Here is a 19,498-nt window from a genome sequence, read left to right on the forward strand (position 1 = left end):
ACACGTTTTATGGAGGCGTCCTTTTCCTTTACTGTGATACGGTCATTATATTCGTCAATCCCTGGACAGGCAATTCCGTCAGCTTTTGGGCATTATGATTCAGCGGCAACAATAATGTAATTGTACATGATAACTGGGAAACAACCCCAACTAATGTTTGGTTTGAATTTGATGATGAAGACATTGATGATATTTATAAAATCAATGAAGTTTTTTAATTGAATTAATAGATTAAAGATAATGCAGCAAGCCATTGTGCTTACTGCATTATCTTTTATTAAGAAAGGAGCATACTATATTGAAACTAGTGAAATCAATATTTATAGTATTTCTTATTATGATGCTATCTTGTGGATGTACATCAAAAAACTTTTCAAGTTTTAAAATAAAAGATCATTTACCCAAAGATATTTCAAAGATAAATAAAATAATTATTATTAACGGTAATAGTGGTGAAAAAAAGAATATCACAGAAAAATCCCAGATCAATCATTTTTTAAATTCGATTCAAAATATTGAACTTACTACTGCGAGCGATCAAAAGGAAAAGGATGGATTTAATTATTCCATGCAATTATTTGAAGATTCAAAAAAAATGTTTGAATTTACAAATTCTAGAATTGTAAATTACTATATTGAAAATAATAAAACTCTTGATGACGAAATAAATAGATTTTTCATGAATAATTAAAATAAGCAGGTCGCTGATTGGACTGATAAAAGAACGGCTCTGTTCGCATCAAAAGCGAAAGAGTCGTTCCTCGTTTTTCTCCTGATTTCTCGAAATAGATAGGCAAGTCACTAAAAAAAATTTCTTCTAGTGATTTCTTCCTTGAAAAAATCTCCAGAGCACCATTCATAAACTCGTTTTACAAACTCATCTGTGGAATATTCAGCAAATTTATTAATATCATTAAAGGTCTCGAAGTAACTAGTTACCACTTTACTTATTTCAGGTACTTCCTATCTCCTTACCATGTGATTGTTGCTTAGTTGAGCATCCGATTAATGTAACTAATAGTATTATTATAAGAACGAAACCTCTTTTCATATTTCTATTATTTCATTTCCTTTGGTTTCCAATAAATGATTTTCATGAGGTTCTGTCTCAGTGGCTGTTATTATAAAATCGCCTTTTAATTTAATTCCTTTCGTTACTTTTAACGATAACCATAAAGGAAGAAACAAAAATAATGACGTAATTACTCCGAACAGTATCATTACAATTGGAATAAACAATAAATCAGACAAAATTTCTTGTGTTCCAGTAATCTCTTTGCCATTGAAAGTTGATTTTACATTCCCGCCTAATAAGCTAATTATTGCAAACAATAGCCCCGTTAATATCCCTATTGATATTGAAATATAAAGATTCCATTTAATAAAAGAACCAAAATTTATGTGCTTAATTACTATTTCCTGCTTCTTCATCGTTTCTCTCTCTCGGAATATGATTATAATGTGTAGCAGATTTCCACTGCTTAATTTCATTAAATATTTTTTTGAACATTTGATTAACTCCAATTTAAATTATTTAATCAACTCAAATTTTTGTCTTAGCCATATATTGTTTTTCAGTCCAGGCCCACACCCATAATCCCCAAATGATCCCTCCGATTGGAAAGAAAATTAGTGAACTTAGCAGCAGTTTGAAAAACTCCCAATCTAGTTGTATGGAATAAGAATCCAAGAAATCCATAGCCAATGTGAACATTACTGCTGTTGGTACGCCCCATCCCAATATTCCGTTGTAGATAACAAACTTTTTCTTACCCTTTGCTCTAAGTTTTTCCCATCTTTTCCTTTGATGTTCTTTCAATTTCACCCATCCCCTTAAAATGAATGTCTGCCTGAATTACTTATCGTTTATCACTCCTTCTTTTAATTCAATTAATCCCAAAATATCCCTGCTCACATCGGTACTTTGTACTCAAATTACGGAAAAGATCCACAAAAAAATAAAGACAGCACCCCAATGGAGTAACTGTCCTGAAACCAATAACTTCAATTTAATTAGAGTCTAACGCGTTAACAACATTCCGCCAATCACCTTCACCGATGGATAGCTCTAAATACCATTCAAAAGAGGTATGTGCCGGTACCGTTTGTGCAGTCCCATTACTTACGGCCCTATCCAGGGAATCATAATAGCCAATACTAGGCTCCAAAGCACAAGTAACGCGATCATTGAACATGCCTTCGTCCATCCAAACACCTAGATAAGGAACCTTATCCTTGGGGACAGAGACGATCAAGAAGTTATTGCTTTCCTGACCGTATAGGCCAGACCAACTTACGGGTACTTGCCCCTCATAATAAAACTTTCTTCCATCCCCCGTAACCTCAGGAGAAATCAGAGACACGTCATCCCAGGCATACGTTTCTCCATCCTTCAGCTTATGACCAGCGTACACGCAAAGCATTTCCTCCATCGATTCGGGTAGAAGAAGTCGAGTCGGTTCCGTGACTGCGAATTGGGGGTGAGGCACCCACAGGAAAGGCATAGGCTGGTCACCACTATTATCAATACGGTAATTCATCCTCACCTTATTCCCCGAATGCATGGAGAGGCTTCTAGTAAACCGATAGCGCAACAATGAACTTTCAACCGAACAAATAACCTCGTTCCCATCAACCTTATAATGCCAAGGCAGCGCCCAAATATCCCCATGGTCGGGCAGTTGAATGTTCGTATCCAATTCCCATGGACAAGCATTAATCGTTGGAAAACATTCATCCCAACCGCTCATATCCCATTCGACAAAGCTGGAGCCGTACTCGGGCTGTCTTAAAGGTCTTTCACCCGAATCCAGCATCCATTCCTTGCCGCTAGGCTTATAAAGGATTGAAACCAACTTCCCTCCGAGGTCAGGTACCAGCTCGATACGGATTTGTTCATTTTCCATGGTGATGGATGAGAAGCCTTTATAGGTGTCCGTTGTTACGATCATCTTAACCTCGTTCCTCAGATGCACATACCCCGGTGAATGCGCGCACCTGAATGATTAGCTTCTATATTTAATGCGTTATCGAATTGATCTCTAGCCATTTCCTTGTTACCAAGACCTAGGTGGCCCAGTCCCATCATATATAAACAATGAACTTTATTACGAACATCCAAATTGTCCTCGAATACCAAGAAGTCTGGCAAGGAAACGGCGAAGTAGTCAAATTTCACCTCGTCGAACAGATGCTTCTCAGCGTAATCAATTAGCTTATTGAAACGACGTTTCGCTTCCTTCTCGTTGCCCAAAGCTAGCCAAGCCATTCCTTGATAGAAGATCATATCCGGCGGCTGATCATTATAATACATGGCACTAGCTGGCTCCTCCAATCCCTGGGAAGCAATTTCGAAACACTCTTGCGCTAATTCAGTCTGAGCTAAACCTGCATGAGCGAGTCCAAGATAATAATACACATTATTTTCTTGTGCGCCAGACAGCTTACCTTCTCCTAAATTATCTGGATAAACAAGTGCTTGCCGTAAAAATGATACTGCCGCTTCAAACCGATTTTCAGCTAAAGCTGTCTTCGCAAGCTCGACATGGGCAAATACATGCTGACCCGTTACTTTACCCTCGCCGCCTTCCCATGGGTGGAAATTGCGCGCTTGTATAGCTTGAACAGCTTTATCGTGATAACCTTGCGCATTCAATAGGGTAACATACTCCACATAGAGATCGTCGCGTTTGTTAACTAAAGCTTGGTGTTCCTCTAGTTTCGCGCAACGATTCGCGGCCGTGTAACCTAGCTTCTTATACAATTGATCAAGTTCATAGAAAACACGTGCATCATCTTGTCTACAAGCAAAAGCTTTCTCCATGGCGATCAGCGCCGATGCTGAGTCTCCGCGTTTGTTGAAATATGCGAGAGACAGATTGCGATGTACTGTCGCGAAATCTTCGCGAATGGAACGTGATGCTTCCCAGTGTGTGATCGCATCTTCGTGCCTTTTTTTATCGTAGAACCAATTCCCTAGGTAATAATGTGCTTTATCGTCCTTATCATCCACAGCTATAACGCTTGTCAGTACATGAAGATCGAATAAGCTATTCGGGAAACAGTAATCCGAAGTTGCCGTATTTCCTGCATGCCTGTGAGTACGAGCCAGTTCCGATTGCCCAACATTCTCATAGAGATAGCTAAGCGTGTAATGAACCATCGGGTACACTTCTGAAGAATCGCGATCTTGCACAATGCGTCCTAGCAATTCAATCGCTTCCTCGAACAACCCGGAATTCGCATAATCGGATGCCAAGTTCAAGTAATTATGAGCATCTCCGCGCATAAGTCGCATAAGCTCCGCTTTCGCTTCGTCTGCAAGACCTTGCTCACCTTGGCTTGAAAGTGTAAGGTATCGTTCGTTGGCTGATCCACAATCAGCGATATCCAAAGCGAGTGTCTCCTGGGAGAAGACAAGTGCTTCCTGCAACTGCCCTAGCTTACGAAGTAGTGCAGCTTTCAAGTGACGGGCTTTGTAATTGCGGGAATTGCGGACCAGTGAACGCTCAACCAATTCCAACGCTTCACTGTAGGATCCCTTCTCACAAGCAATTTGTGCCAGTGTGAAGAAGCCAGCATCTTGCCAATTCGCGGACCATGTCGCTTTGTAGAGCGCAGCGAATGCTTCTTCCTTACGTCCCTGCCCTTTCAGCGCAACACCTAATTGATAGAGAGCTTCACTATCATACGGATTCGGATTCCGCCAAGTAAGAGACTTTATAGCCGTCCTGAAGTGTTCTTCTGCCTTGGTATACAGCCCGCGACGCAGCAAGAGTGTGCCGTAAGCGACATTAATACGGCTATCGCTTGGGTCGCGCTTTAAGCCTTCCAAGTAGTAATCTTCCGGCTCGAACGTTGCATGGCGATATTGCTCTAAATGCAGACCAGCTAAATACAGCTGCTCATTCGTTTTCAACTCCGCTGGCTCCAGAAGCGGCTTAGCGGCATCTGGTACTTGCTCAATGGAAGGCTTAGCAGGCTGATAAGCAATGAGTAACGTACCATTGGCATCTCTTACAGTCAGCTTCAAGTCGTGTGCTTGGTCGTTTGCATCCAGTGTAAGGACTGATTTGAATGTTTCCGTTGGAGACAGCTCCACTGTTTCCTTCAGATACGTCCGGCTGCGGCCTTGTAACTCGATAACAGCGCCAGCAAATACGGATGTAGCATAAGCAAATACAACAGCTTCACGCGTCTTCTCGTCAACTTCTAAGTTGACAGCAGCATCGATGGAAGCATTTTTAACGACACCGATATTTTTGTAAGGCATGAAATATTGCTTGAATGATTTTTCTTCATAAGGTTGCAGCCACGTGAAGTCCGGTTGGTTATCTGTGTAAACGCCAGTCATGAGCTCAATATACGGTCCGTCTTCATCCGTCAAATTGCGATCCCATGCTTGCCCGAATTCACCGTTCCCCCACGTCCATTGTTTCTTACCTGGTGAAACATGATGGTTCGCCACGTGCAGCAAACCTGCCCCAACACCATGATCATAACCGCCGACAAAGTTGTAATCGGATTTGTAGGCCATATACGAAGTAGGAACTGGAATGTTCTTGTAGCGTGAAATATCAACGCCAGCGGAATAATCCATCTTGTAGTACGTTCCTGTTGCAATTGGAAATCTAGAGACGTCACGTTTCCCATGGTCAAAGACAGCCGTTACATCTGGAGGAAATACGGATTGCGTATGATCATTTACCGCAACTGCGGGATTCGCCCACCACAAGAACGTTTGCGGTTCCGGTGTCCGATTATACAGCTGTGCAGAAATTTCTAGATAGGCTTTGCCTGGATACAAGGTGAAGCCTGCCGTCACTTTCGTCCCGTACATGCGGTCGATCTCACTCACCCAAACGGTAGCACTTCCATCTTCTTGTTCAGTGAGCTTGTATTCAACCGGACCGTACGTATTCGGACGGTGATGCTGCGGCCAGTTGAATTCGATGCCACCGGAAATCCATGGTCCAGCTAGGCCAACCAGTGCTGGTTTAATAACTTGGTTATAATAAACGAAATCGTAGTCATTCGTTTTGTCCAATGCACGGTAAATGCGTCCGCCAAGCTCAGGCATAATCTCGATACGAACATATTCATTTTCCAGAAACACCATTTGATAGGACTGGGGTTTCTTCTCATCTTCAATTTTATCGATAACTGGATGCGGATATACCTTACCAGAGCTTCCTTGATAAACACGTTTCTCTAAAAACATTGGATTGCGATCAGGCTCCCCAATGCCATAAGTTGGAATCGACGTTGCTTCTTCCCAAATGCGAACTTTCTGACTCACCCTCATCACTCCCTTATCTGATTGTCTCTACTTTACCTCAGAGGATTACAATATCCAATTGACAAAATGCTTAATGTGATGGATTATATTCTTATTATGGAGGGGGACGCACAATTGGAAATGAATAGAAAACCAGAAGGCTTTGAAGAAGAGAAATTGTTCATTCTTCCTGATTATATGCAGACCGAGCTTTCTCGCTCCGAGCTGACGCGTGATTTATTCATAAGTGATATTGGCTTCTTCCGGAATGCCCGTCATCACTATCGGGAACGTCCTGAAGGCAGTAACTCCCATATCTTTATTTTTTGCTCCGAAGGGGAAGGCTGGATCGAACTGGGGCAACAACATGCGATAACTTTGACCCCCAATCACCTAGCTGTCCTTCCTGCCCACACCCCACATCGGTATGGCGCATCTACCCATGCACCATGGAGTATTTACTGGTTTCACCTTCAGGGTGATCATACCGCGGCTTTTATACAAATGTACGGGATGGATAAGGGCCCGCTTCATTTACCCATCAGCGCAATGACCGAATACAAGGATGTTTTTGATAAATGTTATTATCTTCTATCCGATAAAACCTATTCCTTACCCATCCACACCCATGTTTCCCAATCGATCCGGCAACTGATTAGCAGCATCGGTATTAGCGCGGGCGGTACAGCCAAGGACAAAAAAAGGGAGCAATATCTAGAAGCGGCCATCCAATACATGAATGATCATTTAGAAGACGCCATTACACTCCCTGACTTGGCCAACCACATAGGTTTATCTAGACAGCATTTAATTTTATTATTTAACGAAGAAACAGGATTTCCGCCGATTGAATACTTTTTGCGCATGAAAATTCAAAAAGCAGCCCATATGCTCAGTTTAACGGCGCTATCCATCAAGGAAGTTGCCGCAAACATTGGTATGGCTGACCCCTATTATTTCTCGCGATTATTTAAAAAAATGACGGGTTCCGCCCCTAGCGCTTATCGGAATGTTCCGAAAGGGTGACGATTGGAGGAAATGATCATGAACATCGATGAATATTCCTTATTTGCTGGTCACTTTCTAGAAAATGACACGTATTTCATGAAGCGTCCACAAGGCAAAGATGACTGGCTGCTTACCTTCACCCTAGATGGCGAAGGTTATTTTAACATGCAAGGCCATGTACAGAAATGTAAAACCGGTGACTTTAACTTATTGCGCCCTGGAACTCCGCAGCACTATGGGACAAGCCCGAGTGCTACTTGGCAATTCTGCTGGGTTCATTTCCCTGATACCTTTATGGAAACGAATCTTCTTCCCAATCAACCCCTTTTGCACCTCTCTATTGATAGCGAATCCCTTCGCGATCGCATTTATCGTACCTTCATTCGTATCCTCGAGGATTCGCGAGAGCGCAGAGAATATTGGTTTGAACTTTGTAGTACCTCCGTCCAAGAACTTTTATACATCATCGCTCAGAAATCGCACAGACAAATGGATCCGCGCATTGAGGAGGCCCAATACCTACTCTCGAAGAATATGCATCAACCCATTCGGATTGACGAGCTGGCCGCCTCTGTAGGCCTCTCCTCTTCCCGTCTGTCTCATCTTTTTAAAGAAAGCACAGGCCACTCCATCATCGATACCTTGAACCAAATGCGGGTTAAACAAGCTGTCCTCCTTTTGAAACATACGGATCGCAGCGCGACAGATGTTTGCTATGACGTTGGCTTCCAAAACTACAACCATTTCACAAATCAATTTCGCAAATGGTACGGCGTTAATCCCAGCGCGTTAAAAAAAGAGAAAGACCGTTTATAGCCCTTCTCAGGCTACAAACGGTCTTCTTTCATTTAGGAGTTCCCTTATTATTGATCATGGGAAGCAGATTCAATTTCATTGTATGCCCAATGCGTAGCAGGTACGTCTGACCAAGTAGGTTGAGCTACTGTAGAAGTAAGCTCACGACCTAGATAATGATTGATCATCTTAACTGCTTCAGCACGGGTCAATGAGTTGGAAGGCTTGAAAGTTCCATCCTCGTAACCATTGATAATTCCTGCAGCGGCCACTTGATCGATAGCTGCTTTCGCCCAATGACCAGCAATGTCACTGAATTTGCTTGCTGCAGCTGTGTCTGAACTGCCTAACAAGCGAGCAATAATGCTTGTTAATTCTGCACGAGTAATCTCTTGATCGCCGCGGAACGTACTGTCGCTGTATCCGTCCATTAGCCCCATTTGAGTTACCGTTGTAATAGCATTCATTGCCCAGTAATCATTACTTACATCTGTAAATGTCATTGCCGTTCCATTCGCAGATTTAGTTGAAATTTGCGCAAGGATTGTAGCTGCTTCTGCACGCGTAATCTTGCCTGACGGCTTGAATGTGCCATCTGGGTATCCATGTACATAAGCTTTTTTCGTTTTGCCATTACCGCCATTTGCTGATACCTTCTCGCCCACTGACTTAAGTGTAGAATCTAACTGCGAATTCACCAGTTTCACGCTGTTCAGTACAATATCGGCTGCTTCTTCTTTCACTGCGCGAAAGGTTAATGTGGCTAATAGCGCATCTCCATTTTGACCTGGTGTATCTCCAATTTGCGTATGTGCGATTTGAATTTTGTTCCCGTCCACAATAGGATTTATAGCAAATCCGCCGCTTTGGCTGACACCGCTCACAAACTCTATCTTACTAGAATCGTAAGTTACATTAACCTCATACGCGTACAAGTCGCTTAGCTGTTTTCCATTCACCGTTACTTGAAAGCTGGCACCTGCCGTCGGGCTTTCGTTTGAGATGGTCAATAGAAACTGCGGGCCTGCGTCTGCATGTATGACATTTCCGGGAAATATAGTCACAATCAAAAGCAATGCCAGCATATAGGCGAGCAGTTTTTTTATCATCGGAGAAGTCACCCTTTCTTTACCACATAAGAAAGTATAAGTTTTCTTTTTCCGAAAACAGCTTTCTTATTGGCGATAAAATCTACCATATATAGGGATCTTTGGTCGGAGACCAAAGTCTCTCCACTTCTAAACGCGGTCGCTCATCATTGAATTGCATCGATAGAGGTTTTCTCATGCCCTTGCCATGCAAGCATATTTTGAAAAAGGGGGAGAAACTATGTTCTCCCCTCATTTTCAACGATCAGTTTAATGAATTATTGCTTTGGCTACGATCGCAAGGTCTACAATATCTACCTTACCGTCTTTATTGACATCCGCTTTGGCATTCCAACCGTTTTGACCAGATTGTTTGCCATAGCTTAAAGACACAATACCCAAGTCCCCAATAGAAACAACGCCATTTCCATTAACATCTGCTGTTATTTTGTTGTTTTCAAATGCCTGAACTGCCGCTGCAAGCGTAGCTTTGGCATTATCCACCTGAACCTGAGTAGCATTCGAGTCATTAGCTGCCAAAATCGCTGCACTGATGGCTGACTGAAGGATTGCCTTTGAACCCGTCAAATACTGACCGTCCTTATTTCCTTCTACTGCAGCATCATGCTTAGTTTGAGCGCTTGTAATTAAGGCATTCAGCGATGTCTTATCCACAGGTAAAATAATTTGTGTGCCGGAAGAGGCTCCGTTAATTTGCATTTCGTTACCTAGACCGTTAGCAATTGTAATACTACTTACACCAAAGGTTGTATTCGAAACTTCGGTAATAGCTTTGGCGGTAAAGCTAAATTTCAGTAAAGCTCCTTGCGGAACAAATCCATCAGGGTTTGTGCTTGCAAGAATAATCTGAACATGTCCTGGCACTGTCTCTTGATGGTCGATGACTTGCAATCCGTAAACAAGAGAGGTCACCGTATTGAACTGCATATTCACCGCATCATAGGTAAGGGTTAACTCTTGAGCATATATATGTTGGAACTCATTTTGTGTAACATTGCGGAGTCCCATCGTCAAATCAAATGCTCCCCCAGCTATCACCTGCTGTTGATTGGTTAGATAAGCCTGAGGCGATACAGATACTGGTAATACCGTCACGCTGATGCTTGTTGTCAGTGCCACATTGTTCGGGTTTGCAACTCCGTCAGGCAAAGTTACTGTACCGTTCACGGTGAACGTCTGAGCCGCTTGTAAGGAAGGATCATAGGATGAAGCATTAACATCCCATGCCACATTGGCATTCATGCTTCCCGCCTTTTCAGTTATCAGCTGGACTGTTGCTGGCAAGCCAAGAGCTGCTGCCGTCTTCGCCGTACCATTTGCAACTCCGGTGATGGATGCCGGTGCTGTTATACTCAGAAGTGTGTTAACTGAGTCGAGTGTCCACTTCGCATATAACATAGTATTTGCTGTTACTTTATCAGTTGCAAAGTTCCATGCAACTGTTCCCTCAGCATCCTTATACCAACCGCCAAACGTATAACCCGCTTTTGTTGGAGCTGTAGGAGCTGTGATTGTAGTGTTGTAATCTGCATAAACACTTTCTACAATGTTTCCATCTTGTCGATCGAAAATTACGGCAAATTTAGAAATTGACCAATTACCATAAAGTGTCTTATCCGAATAGACGGAGTTAGTGAATTCCCAAGCGTTTGTACGTGCCTCATCTGCAAACCAGTTTACATCATAACCTGTAACAACAGGTTGTGTGATTCTGCGTGCTACAATTTGGTCTTGTACTTGGAATGGAGCACCTACAAGGACAAAATGCACATTGTATCCATTAACAATATTTTGAATAACGTTTACATCCGCATAATCCGTTGCACTTATCGTGATATAGAAATCTCCTGCTTTTGTAAAGAGACTCTTATCTAACGTAATCGTGCCTAAAGCAAAATCTACGTTGTAGTAGGTTGCTGCACTTACAGTATTACCTGCAACTTTAATTTCAGTAATCGCATGTGCCCAATCGGAATCACTGAATTCAAGCGTCATATCATTACCGATAGCGTTATCTGTCGTATCCTCTACAACAAGTGAAGTTGCTAATGCATATTTAGCATAAAGTGTCGTTGGACCTGTAATAATGTTTGCAAAATTAAATGGTGTTGTTAAATCGCTAGTCGTGTACCAGCCAACAAACTTGGAGTCTACCTTAGCAGGATCCAAAGGTTTGGTAGCACGTGAATCAACGATTTGAGGCGCAACAGCATCACCGCCATTAGAAACGAATGTTACCTGATGGCCAATAACTTGGTCAGTAACGATAGCATCCGCATAGCCTTCTGATGAAATCACCACATTCACCTTTTGTCCCACTGTGAACAGGGCATGGTTAAGTGTGATTGCTCCGTCAGTAATCGTGTAATCCGTATCACGAACTAGTGCTTTGGAGCCAATACTAACTTTGTTAATATTTGTTTTCCAAAGTCCCTCATTTGTGAATGTTAACGTAATGTCACTTCCAACGATATTTTGGGCGATGTCTTTTTGTACAGTTGGAGGTGTTTTGATCCAGCTAATGAAGTACGTAGCATTATCTTTCAGCACAACAGGGCCATTCGAAATCGGCGCTTCTTTATCACTTGTGCCTGTATTATCTACATATAGTTTTTTACTAACAGAAAGACCACCATTTACTATATGACTTAGAGCATTTGTCATATCAGGTGCATTGGCTTTTCCATTCACTAGAATGTCGTAGAAATAGGTGTCAGTTGGCGTCTTCACCGTTCCGCCGTTTAAGTCAATATGACGTCTATAACCAAGCTTTACATCTGGAATCACTAGCGATACACCAGGGGTAGTCGATGTAACGGTTAACTTATACCCTTTATTTGGGCTTGCTGAATTTAAGCCTGGCGCTGCACTAAATGCGAACTTTTCAGTTGGATGAGCAGCAGCATAAGCTTCCGTTGCAGTTGTGAAAGAAAGGATTCCGTTACTACCGCTAGATTCCAATTTATATGTGCTAGGATCTAATGTGTAAGTTGTAGGTGTAGTTTCTTGAGTTCCATCACTCTTGATTTTATAGTAAGTTGCTTCAACTACGGAAATATCGTCCTTACTCGTCAACCAAGAAATATTCGTTGCAATATCCGGCAAGGTAACCTTCAGATCACCTTCACCAAGCACCCAGCCAGTTCCACTTACTGTTCCATTCGTTCCGTCGAACTTCAAACCGTTAGGTTTTGTTAAATCGACAGGCGAATAGTTTTGTGTAGCATTAAATTTCCATTTGGCAGCCACTTTAGTATCACCGGTTACGATTACAGCTGGATCCCAAAGCGTCGTTAACTGATTTGTATTCGGATCCACGTTATACCAACCATCAAAAACATATCCAGATCTTACCGGAAGAGGATTTTTAGAAGTAGAATTTGCAATTAAATCTCTACCATTTCTGCTTGATGCTGGTCTATAACCTACCGCTATTGGGTCAACAGCCTGGCCACCTTGGCTATCGAATGTAATGCCATACCCAACCGCTTGCATAGCTGTATAAACTGAATCTCCTCCAATCGTTACAAGCGGGTAAATCGTACCATCTGCTTGATTTGTTGAATTGATTTCAAATTTATATAGCTGAGGCAGATCGTTTGCTCCACCTGGATTTATTGCTGCGTTGGAATAGGTGGAATTTACAGCTGGATTAAGAGTTGCATCGGTCTTAAATAAATTAGCCTTGAATGTAATTTGCCCAGGGATGCTTATATCGTAATATGCACTACCGTTTGGCAATGTCGATAAATCTACACTTTTTGAACTATTTGTTTTAACCACAATTTTATTGATACCGTTACGCCAAGCCGCATCATCAGTAAATGTAAAAGTTAAATCATTTCCTAAATGTGCTTTTGTTGGGTCAGTTATCATTGGAATCGTTGGCGTTGGAATAGGTACAGCTGCAATTGTAAAGCTATTGCTTACAGGAGCATATCCATCAGCCGAAATTTTGACTGTGTAAGTACCAGTTGACTTGAATAATGAACCATGCATTGTAAGTTTTGAAGGAACAAATTGCATCCCTTTTATTGCATCGAAATACACATAACCTTCTGAGATTTTTAATGCTTTATCTGTTGTATTTGGAATCATCTCATTTGTTACATCTACTAAATTTCCGCCAATACCTAGCTCAACTTTAGTAATAGCTTTTCTCCAAACGACATCATCTTTAAATACAGTGTTATTTGGTTCTAAACTAATGCTCGCACCATTTTTCAAAGCATCGTATGTTGGCAGCGTAGATCCTGAAGTTATTTGTGGTGGGCCTGCAAAATTAAGTTTAGCCATTACTTTCTTAAGGTCGTCACCCGCGTTTAAAGTTATGGTACCTCCATACGGTTTTGTAATTGTAGTATCTTGATCCACCGTAAGCTGCGGGGTCGGAGCCGTTATTTTACCGGCATCTATTGCGTTTCGATTCACTTGACCAAAATTTTTGAAAATGTAATAGAAGTCATAATAATCAATTCCAAAACCAGTTGTTCCTGGTTTTTTCCAGTAAATATCAGCATTTCTATTGTCATTCAGGAAAGCCGTTTTAGATGCTAGATTTGCTTGTACAGGGTTATTAAACGCGATCAGGTCTTTGTAATTTAAATAAGCCTGGATTTCTGCAATCGCATCCTTCATATCAATCACATTATCGCCATTGACGTCTCCGCCTAATAGCGTAGGCGTTTGATAACCAGGGATATCCTTGTAACCACCCGTCATATAACCAAACCTATCTGTACCAATGACAGGGGAAGTTAAATATCCCTTAAAATGTCCTGGCATGTAAAGCTCAACGGAGTAAGGTTTATCGCTTACATCCACTGTAACGGCATAGGTACCAACAGTATTACCAAAGTATTCAAATGTGTTATTCTCGGATGTAGGATTATCAGTTATATACGTTTTTCCATCTTGCGAGGAAACCGTAGCCTTTGCACCTGAATCCTTCGTAATACCCTTGAATAATCCGCTAAGCGAATTCTCTCTGAACGCCTCTGCAAACATACCGCCTGTAAGCATAGATGTAGCTTGTCGCACATAAGGCACATTTGTTTCGAAAGCCGGAACAACGGTTTCTGTACCAGACATTGTCAAGGCTGTGTCTCTAACATAGAATTCCCATGGTCCAGAAATCGGGTCAGGATGTGAATAAGTGACATCTGCTTCTAAAATGTTCATATCCTTATCAAGAGCGCCAGCAGCACTAATTCCTGATATCGTAATATCAGTGGACTTACCAGCAGAATATATCGGATCTATATACGGCTGACCTACTGTTAGAACAGTCGTAGGGTCAATTCCTTTGTTGCTTAAATAGGTTTTATATTCTTCTGTAAGTCTGATATTTGCAAATGTATACAAATTACTATAGAGCGTAATTTTACCGCCTGTCATGCCGATGGCATTTTTCATAGCAAAGGTGGTTTTGAATGGTTTATTCGCATCCACTACAGTCTTATCTTGATTCGCAATACCTGCATCGATGCCTCCAGACGATGTATACGTTACATAAGGAGAGCCTTTTTTGATGAATTGATACCTTTGTTTGGTGGAATCCGTATCAGCTGCACCCGCATAGTCACTTGGATAGATCCAAAATTCACTGCCTTTTGAAGTGAGGTCCTCCGCGGTAATACCAAAATGGAACCGACCTTTCGCATCCGTTTTAAAGAGTGTAGTTGGAAAAATACTATCTTGGTAACCCCAAACCACATTCAAGGCTTGATCTAGAGGCACAGGTGTTTTCAGATCCTCAGGACTTGGCACTGAAATTTCACCGTTATTTTTCATGAAGTCGACATTAGAATCATAAACGGTACCATAAAATCCTTTAATTTCTTGTCCAGGTTGATAGCCAGTAGGGTCAATTTCATAAATTCCCGGCTTCGAATCACTGTCCATGTCGATGGTAGGCGCTTGATAGTCAACATATAATGTATCTTCTGCCTTGTAGTGTTTACCAGTTGAGTCAGTAGCAATCATCTCAACTGAATAAGCACCTTCTGTGATAACCGACGGGCTTGTTGCTATTCCGGACTGATCCAGTGACCCGTCATATGCTTTTGTAAATGGAAGATACATGCCTCCCAGAAGCATGGGATTAGGACCAAAAATGACACCTGGACCTGCCGCACGGATATACGCAATATTTTGAATGACACCTAAATAATTTCCATTCTTGTCTTTCAATAGAATGTACATGCTTTCCATTGCATTATTGACAGAGAAGGACATGTATGTTCCGCCAGACCCGGCTGTATCCGGGTTCCAGTTCCCGGTATTGGCATAGGGAAGTGTAAACGCCTTAATGATTATATTCATATCGATTCCTTTTACAGATACGGTAATTGTGAAAGGAATACGGTAAGACTCCGATGGGTCAGTAGAATTAACAAGGTTCATATACCCTTCGTAAGTGCCATCTAATGCATTGGAAGGAACAGTGATTTTCGCTGTTGCTTTAACGGTACTACCACCAGCGACAATAATTGATGTCGTTTGCGCACCAGCAACAGATAAATCTACTTTCACATCATTTCCTGTTCCAGGACCTACTAGATTGGATTTCGCAAATTTTGTCGAAATAAATTGCGTACTCACATTAAATGTTTTACTGCTAGATCCTTGATTGATTACGTTAAAGTCTTTGGACGCAATAACATCATCAGAACCGTTCGTTGAACCTTCGCCTCTGCCTTTAAATCCAAAGAACATGCTTCCTGTAATGTCATCGATTTGTGTTACTACGGGAATACCTGAACTGCTATCAACTGTCGTTGCTTTGTTCAAAACTTGGACTTTGATATTCGAGTGAATCGCACCTGCAGGGTTAACACGCCCCGCACCAACTTGGTAGATGCTGTATGTCTTGGATGGTGTATCCATACTCTTCGCGGTATTCATTATTGCCGTCTTGACATCTGCCGGAGTGTAATCAGGATGAGCAGCTAGAACCAATGCTGCAATCCCTGCGATGTGAGGACTTGCCATTGAAGTACCGGAAATAGACTGATACGCATATTGATAATTATGAGTTGGCGTGTCTTGAGCCTCCCACAGATCGTATGGTGCTGTAGACCAAATATCAACACCCGGTGCGACGATGTCTGGCTTGATATCCCAGTCTTTTACCGGACCTGTTGAGCTAAAGGATGCCAATTCGTCCCCTTTTTTCATATATGGCGCATCCAGTGTAGTTGGGAACGTAATCGTTGTATTCGGATTGATGCTAATTGCATTTGTTAACGATTGACCTTGAGCTTGTGTCATTACAAAGGAATAAAGATTATCCATCTTAACCCCTAAGATGCTTGATGGATATCCTTGGAATTCTTCATCCGCTGTATTATTCCAAATAATCAAGCCTTTAGCGCCCGCAGCTTTAGCATTCGCATTTTTTTTCGTCAATGTCTCTCCGCCGCGTTTCACAAGGGCAAATTTACCACGCATATCTACTGTATACTCTGCCTGTGTGCCTGATCCAACATTTACAATTGGAAAGGAGTTACCAGCAAATTCAGGATCTAAATCTGACTGCGTAAAGCTCCTACCTAATTGACGAACTGGATAAGACGTTGAACCACTTGTAATAGTCATTGCCGCAATTTCTTCAGGAATCGTGCTTGCTCCAACAGTAATCGCAAGCGGCGACGTGCCTGGGGAACCTACCGTTGCAACACCTGGACCACTATTACCAGCTGAAATCGCACATATAACACCTGCTAACGTGGCATTATTAATTGCGATACTTGTTGGGTACAATGGATCGTTTATCGTTGCACCAAGAGAAAGGTTGATAACGTCCATATGATCTTTAGTGGCTTGATCAATACCCTTTAATACAGAATCTGATGACCCGTGACCGCCTGGCCCCAAAACACGGTATCCATAAAGAGCAACATTCGGTGCAACACCATTTGCTGAAAACACGGTACTATTCGTTGATGTTCTGGCAGCAATGGTTCCTGCAACATGCGTTCCGTGTGAAGTGATATATTCCTTATAATCCGCTGGAGGTGCAGCTTCTAATGGATTTGGGTGTGCTTTCGCATATACATAATCCGGATAAATGGTTTCCATTGCATCATTGTCATCCGAATAATTCATATTACCATTAGCATCGACTGTACCATTGATAAAATCATGGTCGCCGTCTTGTACATACACATCTTTTAAATCCGGGTGGTTGTAGTCAAAGCCTGTATCCAGAACACCGACCTTAACTTTTTGGCCAGCACGCGGGCCAGATTTAATAATTCCTGTATGGCCTTCCGCATGAAGTTGATCAATTTCTAGTAAACTAAGACCTGCTGTCGGCTTACCGCCTTCATAAACGTCAGGAACTGTCGTCTGTGCTGAGACTCCCGCTTCAGATGCCTCGAAATCTACAACTGACCAAACAGAAGCAACTTCTGAATGCTCTGCAACAGCTGCAACTTGGTCTGCTGAAAGAGATAACGCAACACCATTAAATGCTTCTGTGTACTCTCTAGTAATTCGCATATTCGAATTAACAGTTTTGCCGCCAACAATTTGCGTTGAAGGCTTTGTATTTACAAAGCTTTTAAATTTCGCGTGAGAATCTGCCACTTTTTGTTGGGCTGCTTCATATTCGGTAGCAAAAGCTTGGCTATTCACTGTAGCTCCGCCATTAGCTAATGATTGTTTTATCATTTGTATTTTAGCTGGATCAACCTTAAATTGAACGATAACATTAACTTTACCGCCAGCACGCAAATCCTTTGGATCCACATGGTTTTTTTGCGCATTTTCTGCTCCAGTAAGCTTATTAATATTGGCTTTTTGCTCATCCGTTAGACCGTCAAGAATGCGCTTAACTTCTTCTGAATTAAAAGTCCCGCTTGATACACTTTGTTGAATCGGATTCGTAGCGACCTCTGCAAAGATTAGACTTTGAGGCAGTGCAGTAGTTAATAGCACACTACTTAACGCGAGGATCGATAACGCTCTTTTTGTTGTCTTCAATTTCTTCCGCATAGTGACCCTCCTACTAAAATATAAAAATAGTTCTTATGAATCCAATTTCATAGAATAGAAACCGGCGAAGAAAAAACAGATTTTTCAAATAATTATTCAGTGGTCAATTAATCCTTAAAAAAAAGCCCCAGAAATCCAGGATTTCACTTTACTAAACTAAAGTCTTACGACATACCTCCCCTAAATAGTTGAATGTGCTTGCCTTGAACGAGCAACTAATCATGCCACCAACATTTGGATTAAAAATTCCAGGTGGGGCATACTAGATACCGATTTGTTCTAACTTGAATTATAGTGAAGACCTTTAACAATGTATAATACATAAAACGATATATTACATAGACTTAAGTCTATATAAAGGGGTATTTCTTTGGAGCTATTACAGTTAAAATACTTTCTAACGACTGCCAAGCTCGAGCAAATAACGAATGCCGCGAAGATATTAAACATCGCTCAACCTTCATTGAGCAAAACCATCACTCGGTTGGAAGAACATATTGGCGTTCCGCTATTCGATCGGCAAGGCCGTAATATTCGTCTGAATGCTTATGGCGAAGTACTGCTTAAGCGCGTGGAGCGTGTCTTTCAGGAATTAGAAGAAGCACAGCATGAAATTAGAGATATGGCGGGGCTTGACCGGGGCAGCATAACGATTGCGGTCTCGTTTACAAGCCTATTATCGGACATGCTTGGAGCTTTTATTGAGCTTTATCCCGATGTGAATTTTCAACAAGTGGTTGAACATACAACTTTACTGAAACAACTGCTCGAAAACGGCGAAATTGATATGTGTATCACTTTTGCGCAGTTTGAAGGTCCTGATATCGAGTGGAGGCCGTTACTCACAGAAAAGATCCATTTGCTTGTACCGGATCATCACCCCTTAGCTGGACGTGAATGTGTCTCGTTAATAGAGATAAAGGATGAATCCTTCATTGGCCCACCTCAAGGATATTGGTTCCGTGATTTGACAGATAGCTTGTGTATGAAAGCCACAGGATTTAAACCTCAAACAAAAATTGAAGTAGAGGATCCGTATACGGCACTTTTGCTGTTAAAAAAAGGACTTGGCGTCACTTTCGCCCCGGATATGGTATGGAGGACAAGAATGAACCTAACCCCGAACAAAGTGAGAATTACCGATCTCGGAGACAACTTGACCTTAGGTCTAGCCTGGTCAACCAGGCATTATTTGTCGTTCGCAGCTCAGAAATTTCACGAGTTTGTTCTAGACTATTTCAGCGGTGAGGGAATGTACGAACAAGAAGATAGATAAATCAACGGATTGATTCATCTATCTTCTTTTCTT

Annotated in this window: 10 protein-coding genes; 4 read left to right on the forward strand and 6 right to left on the reverse strand. The window is 41.8% G+C overall.

Annotation, left to right across the window (positions count from 1 at the left end; genetic code table 11):
• The first annotated feature begins 298 nt into the window (after window positions 1-298).
• Window positions 299-691 (forward strand): hypothetical protein, encoded by a 393-nt coding sequence (locus AC58PQ_RS13505; RefSeq protein WP_497242441.1) that lies wholly within the window; start codon window positions 299-301, stop codon window positions 689-691.
• Between the two features lie 356 nt (window positions 692-1,047).
• Here AC58PQ_RS13505 and AC58PQ_RS13510 read toward each other — a convergent pair whose 3' ends face one another.
• The 4 genes from AC58PQ_RS13510 to AC58PQ_RS13525 all read right to left on the reverse strand — a co-directional run bounded on the left by AC58PQ_RS13510 (window position 1,048) and on the right by AC58PQ_RS13525 (window position 6,304).
• Window positions 1,048-1,431 (reverse strand): hypothetical protein, encoded by a 384-nt coding sequence (locus AC58PQ_RS13510; RefSeq protein WP_497242442.1) that lies wholly within the window; start codon window positions 1,429-1,431, stop codon window positions 1,048-1,050.
• A gap of 112 nt (window positions 1,432-1,543) precedes the next feature.
• Window positions 1,544-1,819, reverse strand: a complete 276-nt coding sequence (locus AC58PQ_RS13515; protein WP_497242443.1) for a hypothetical protein — start codon at window positions 1,817-1,819, stop codon at window positions 1,544-1,546.
• A 190-nt stretch (window positions 1,820-2,009) separates the two neighbouring features.
• The gene (locus AC58PQ_RS13520; protein WP_497242444.1) at window positions 2,010-2,951 is read right to left on the reverse strand and encodes a DUF5107 domain-containing protein; all 942 of its coding nucleotides are present in this window, start codon (window positions 2,949-2,951) and stop codon (window positions 2,010-2,012) included.
• A 14-nt stretch (window positions 2,952-2,965) separates the two neighbouring features.
• A complete protein-coding gene (locus AC58PQ_RS13525) occupies window positions 2,966-6,304 on the reverse strand; it encodes a DUF5107 domain-containing protein (protein ID WP_497242445.1) in 3,339 nt (1,112 codons plus the stop codon).
• Between the two features lie 114 nt (window positions 6,305-6,418).
• On the opposite strand from AC58PQ_RS13525, the gene AC58PQ_RS13530 reads away from it, so the two are divergent.
• Together AC58PQ_RS13530 and AC58PQ_RS13535 are read left to right on the forward strand one after the other, a co-directional pair.
• Window positions 6,419-7,303 carry a helix-turn-helix domain-containing protein gene (locus AC58PQ_RS13530; RefSeq protein WP_497242570.1) on the forward strand — a complete coding sequence of 295 codons (885 nt, stop codon included), beginning with the start codon at window positions 6,419-6,421 and terminating at the stop codon, window positions 7,301-7,303.
• Window positions 7,304-7,321: 18 nt separating this feature from the next.
• Window positions 7,322-8,101 carry a helix-turn-helix domain-containing protein gene (locus tag AC58PQ_RS13535; protein ID WP_497242446.1) on the forward strand — a complete coding sequence of 260 codons (780 nt, stop codon included), beginning with the start codon at window positions 7,322-7,324 and terminating at the stop codon, window positions 8,099-8,101.
• A 47-nt stretch (window positions 8,102-8,148) separates the two neighbouring features.
• Here AC58PQ_RS13535 and AC58PQ_RS13540 read toward each other — a convergent pair whose 3' ends face one another.
• Both AC58PQ_RS13540 and AC58PQ_RS13545 read right to left on the reverse strand, forming a co-directional pair.
• Window positions 8,149-9,189: an S-layer homology domain-containing protein gene (locus AC58PQ_RS13540; RefSeq protein ID WP_497242447.1), complete on the reverse strand. Its 1,041-nt coding sequence runs from the start codon at window positions 9,187-9,189 to the stop codon at window positions 8,149-8,151.
• A 249-nt stretch (window positions 9,190-9,438) separates the two neighbouring features.
• On the reverse strand, window positions 9,439-18,189 hold the full coding sequence (locus tag AC58PQ_RS13545; RefSeq protein WP_497242448.1) for a S8 family serine peptidase: 8,751 nt from the start codon (window positions 18,187-18,189) through the stop codon (window positions 9,439-9,441).
• Window positions 18,190-18,559: 370 nt separating this feature from the next.
• Between AC58PQ_RS13545 and AC58PQ_RS13550 the strand changes: the two genes are divergently transcribed.
• Window positions 18,560-19,465, forward strand: coding sequence for a LysR family transcriptional regulator (locus tag AC58PQ_RS13550; RefSeq protein WP_497242449.1), 906 nt, complete (start codon window positions 18,560-18,562; stop codon window positions 19,463-19,465).
• The last annotated feature ends 33 nt before the right edge of the window (window positions 19,466-19,498 follow it).

The organism is Paenibacillus sp. J22P143 (assembly GCF_059692035.1).

Bases quoted from the DNA above. Each gene is read 5' to 3' on its own strand.
- AC58PQ_RS13510 (WP_497242442.1), bottom strand. From the start codon at position 1,431: ATGAAGAAGCAGGAAATAGTAATTAAGCACATAAATTTTGGTTCTTTT.
- AC58PQ_RS13520 (WP_497242444.1), bottom strand. From the start codon at position 2,951: ATGATCGTAACAACGGACACCTATAAAGGCTTCTCATCCATCACCATG.
- AC58PQ_RS13525 (WP_497242445.1), bottom strand. From the start codon at position 6,304: ATGAGGGTGAGTCAGAAAGTTCGCATTTGGGAAGAAGCAACGTCGATT.
- AC58PQ_RS13530 (WP_497242570.1), top strand. From the start codon at position 6,419: ATGAATAGAAAACCAGAAGGCTTTGAAGAAGAGAAATTGTTCATTCTT.
- AC58PQ_RS13535 (WP_497242446.1), top strand. From the start codon at position 7,322: ATGAACATCGATGAATATTCCTTATTTGCTGGTCACTTTCTAGAAAAT.
- AC58PQ_RS13540 (WP_497242447.1), bottom strand. From the start codon at position 9,189: ATGATAAAAAAACTGCTCGCCTATATGCTGGCATTGCTTTTGATTGTG.
- AC58PQ_RS13545 (WP_497242448.1), bottom strand. From the start codon at position 18,189: ATGCGGAAGAAATTGAAGACAACAAAAAGAGCGTTATCGATCCTCGCG.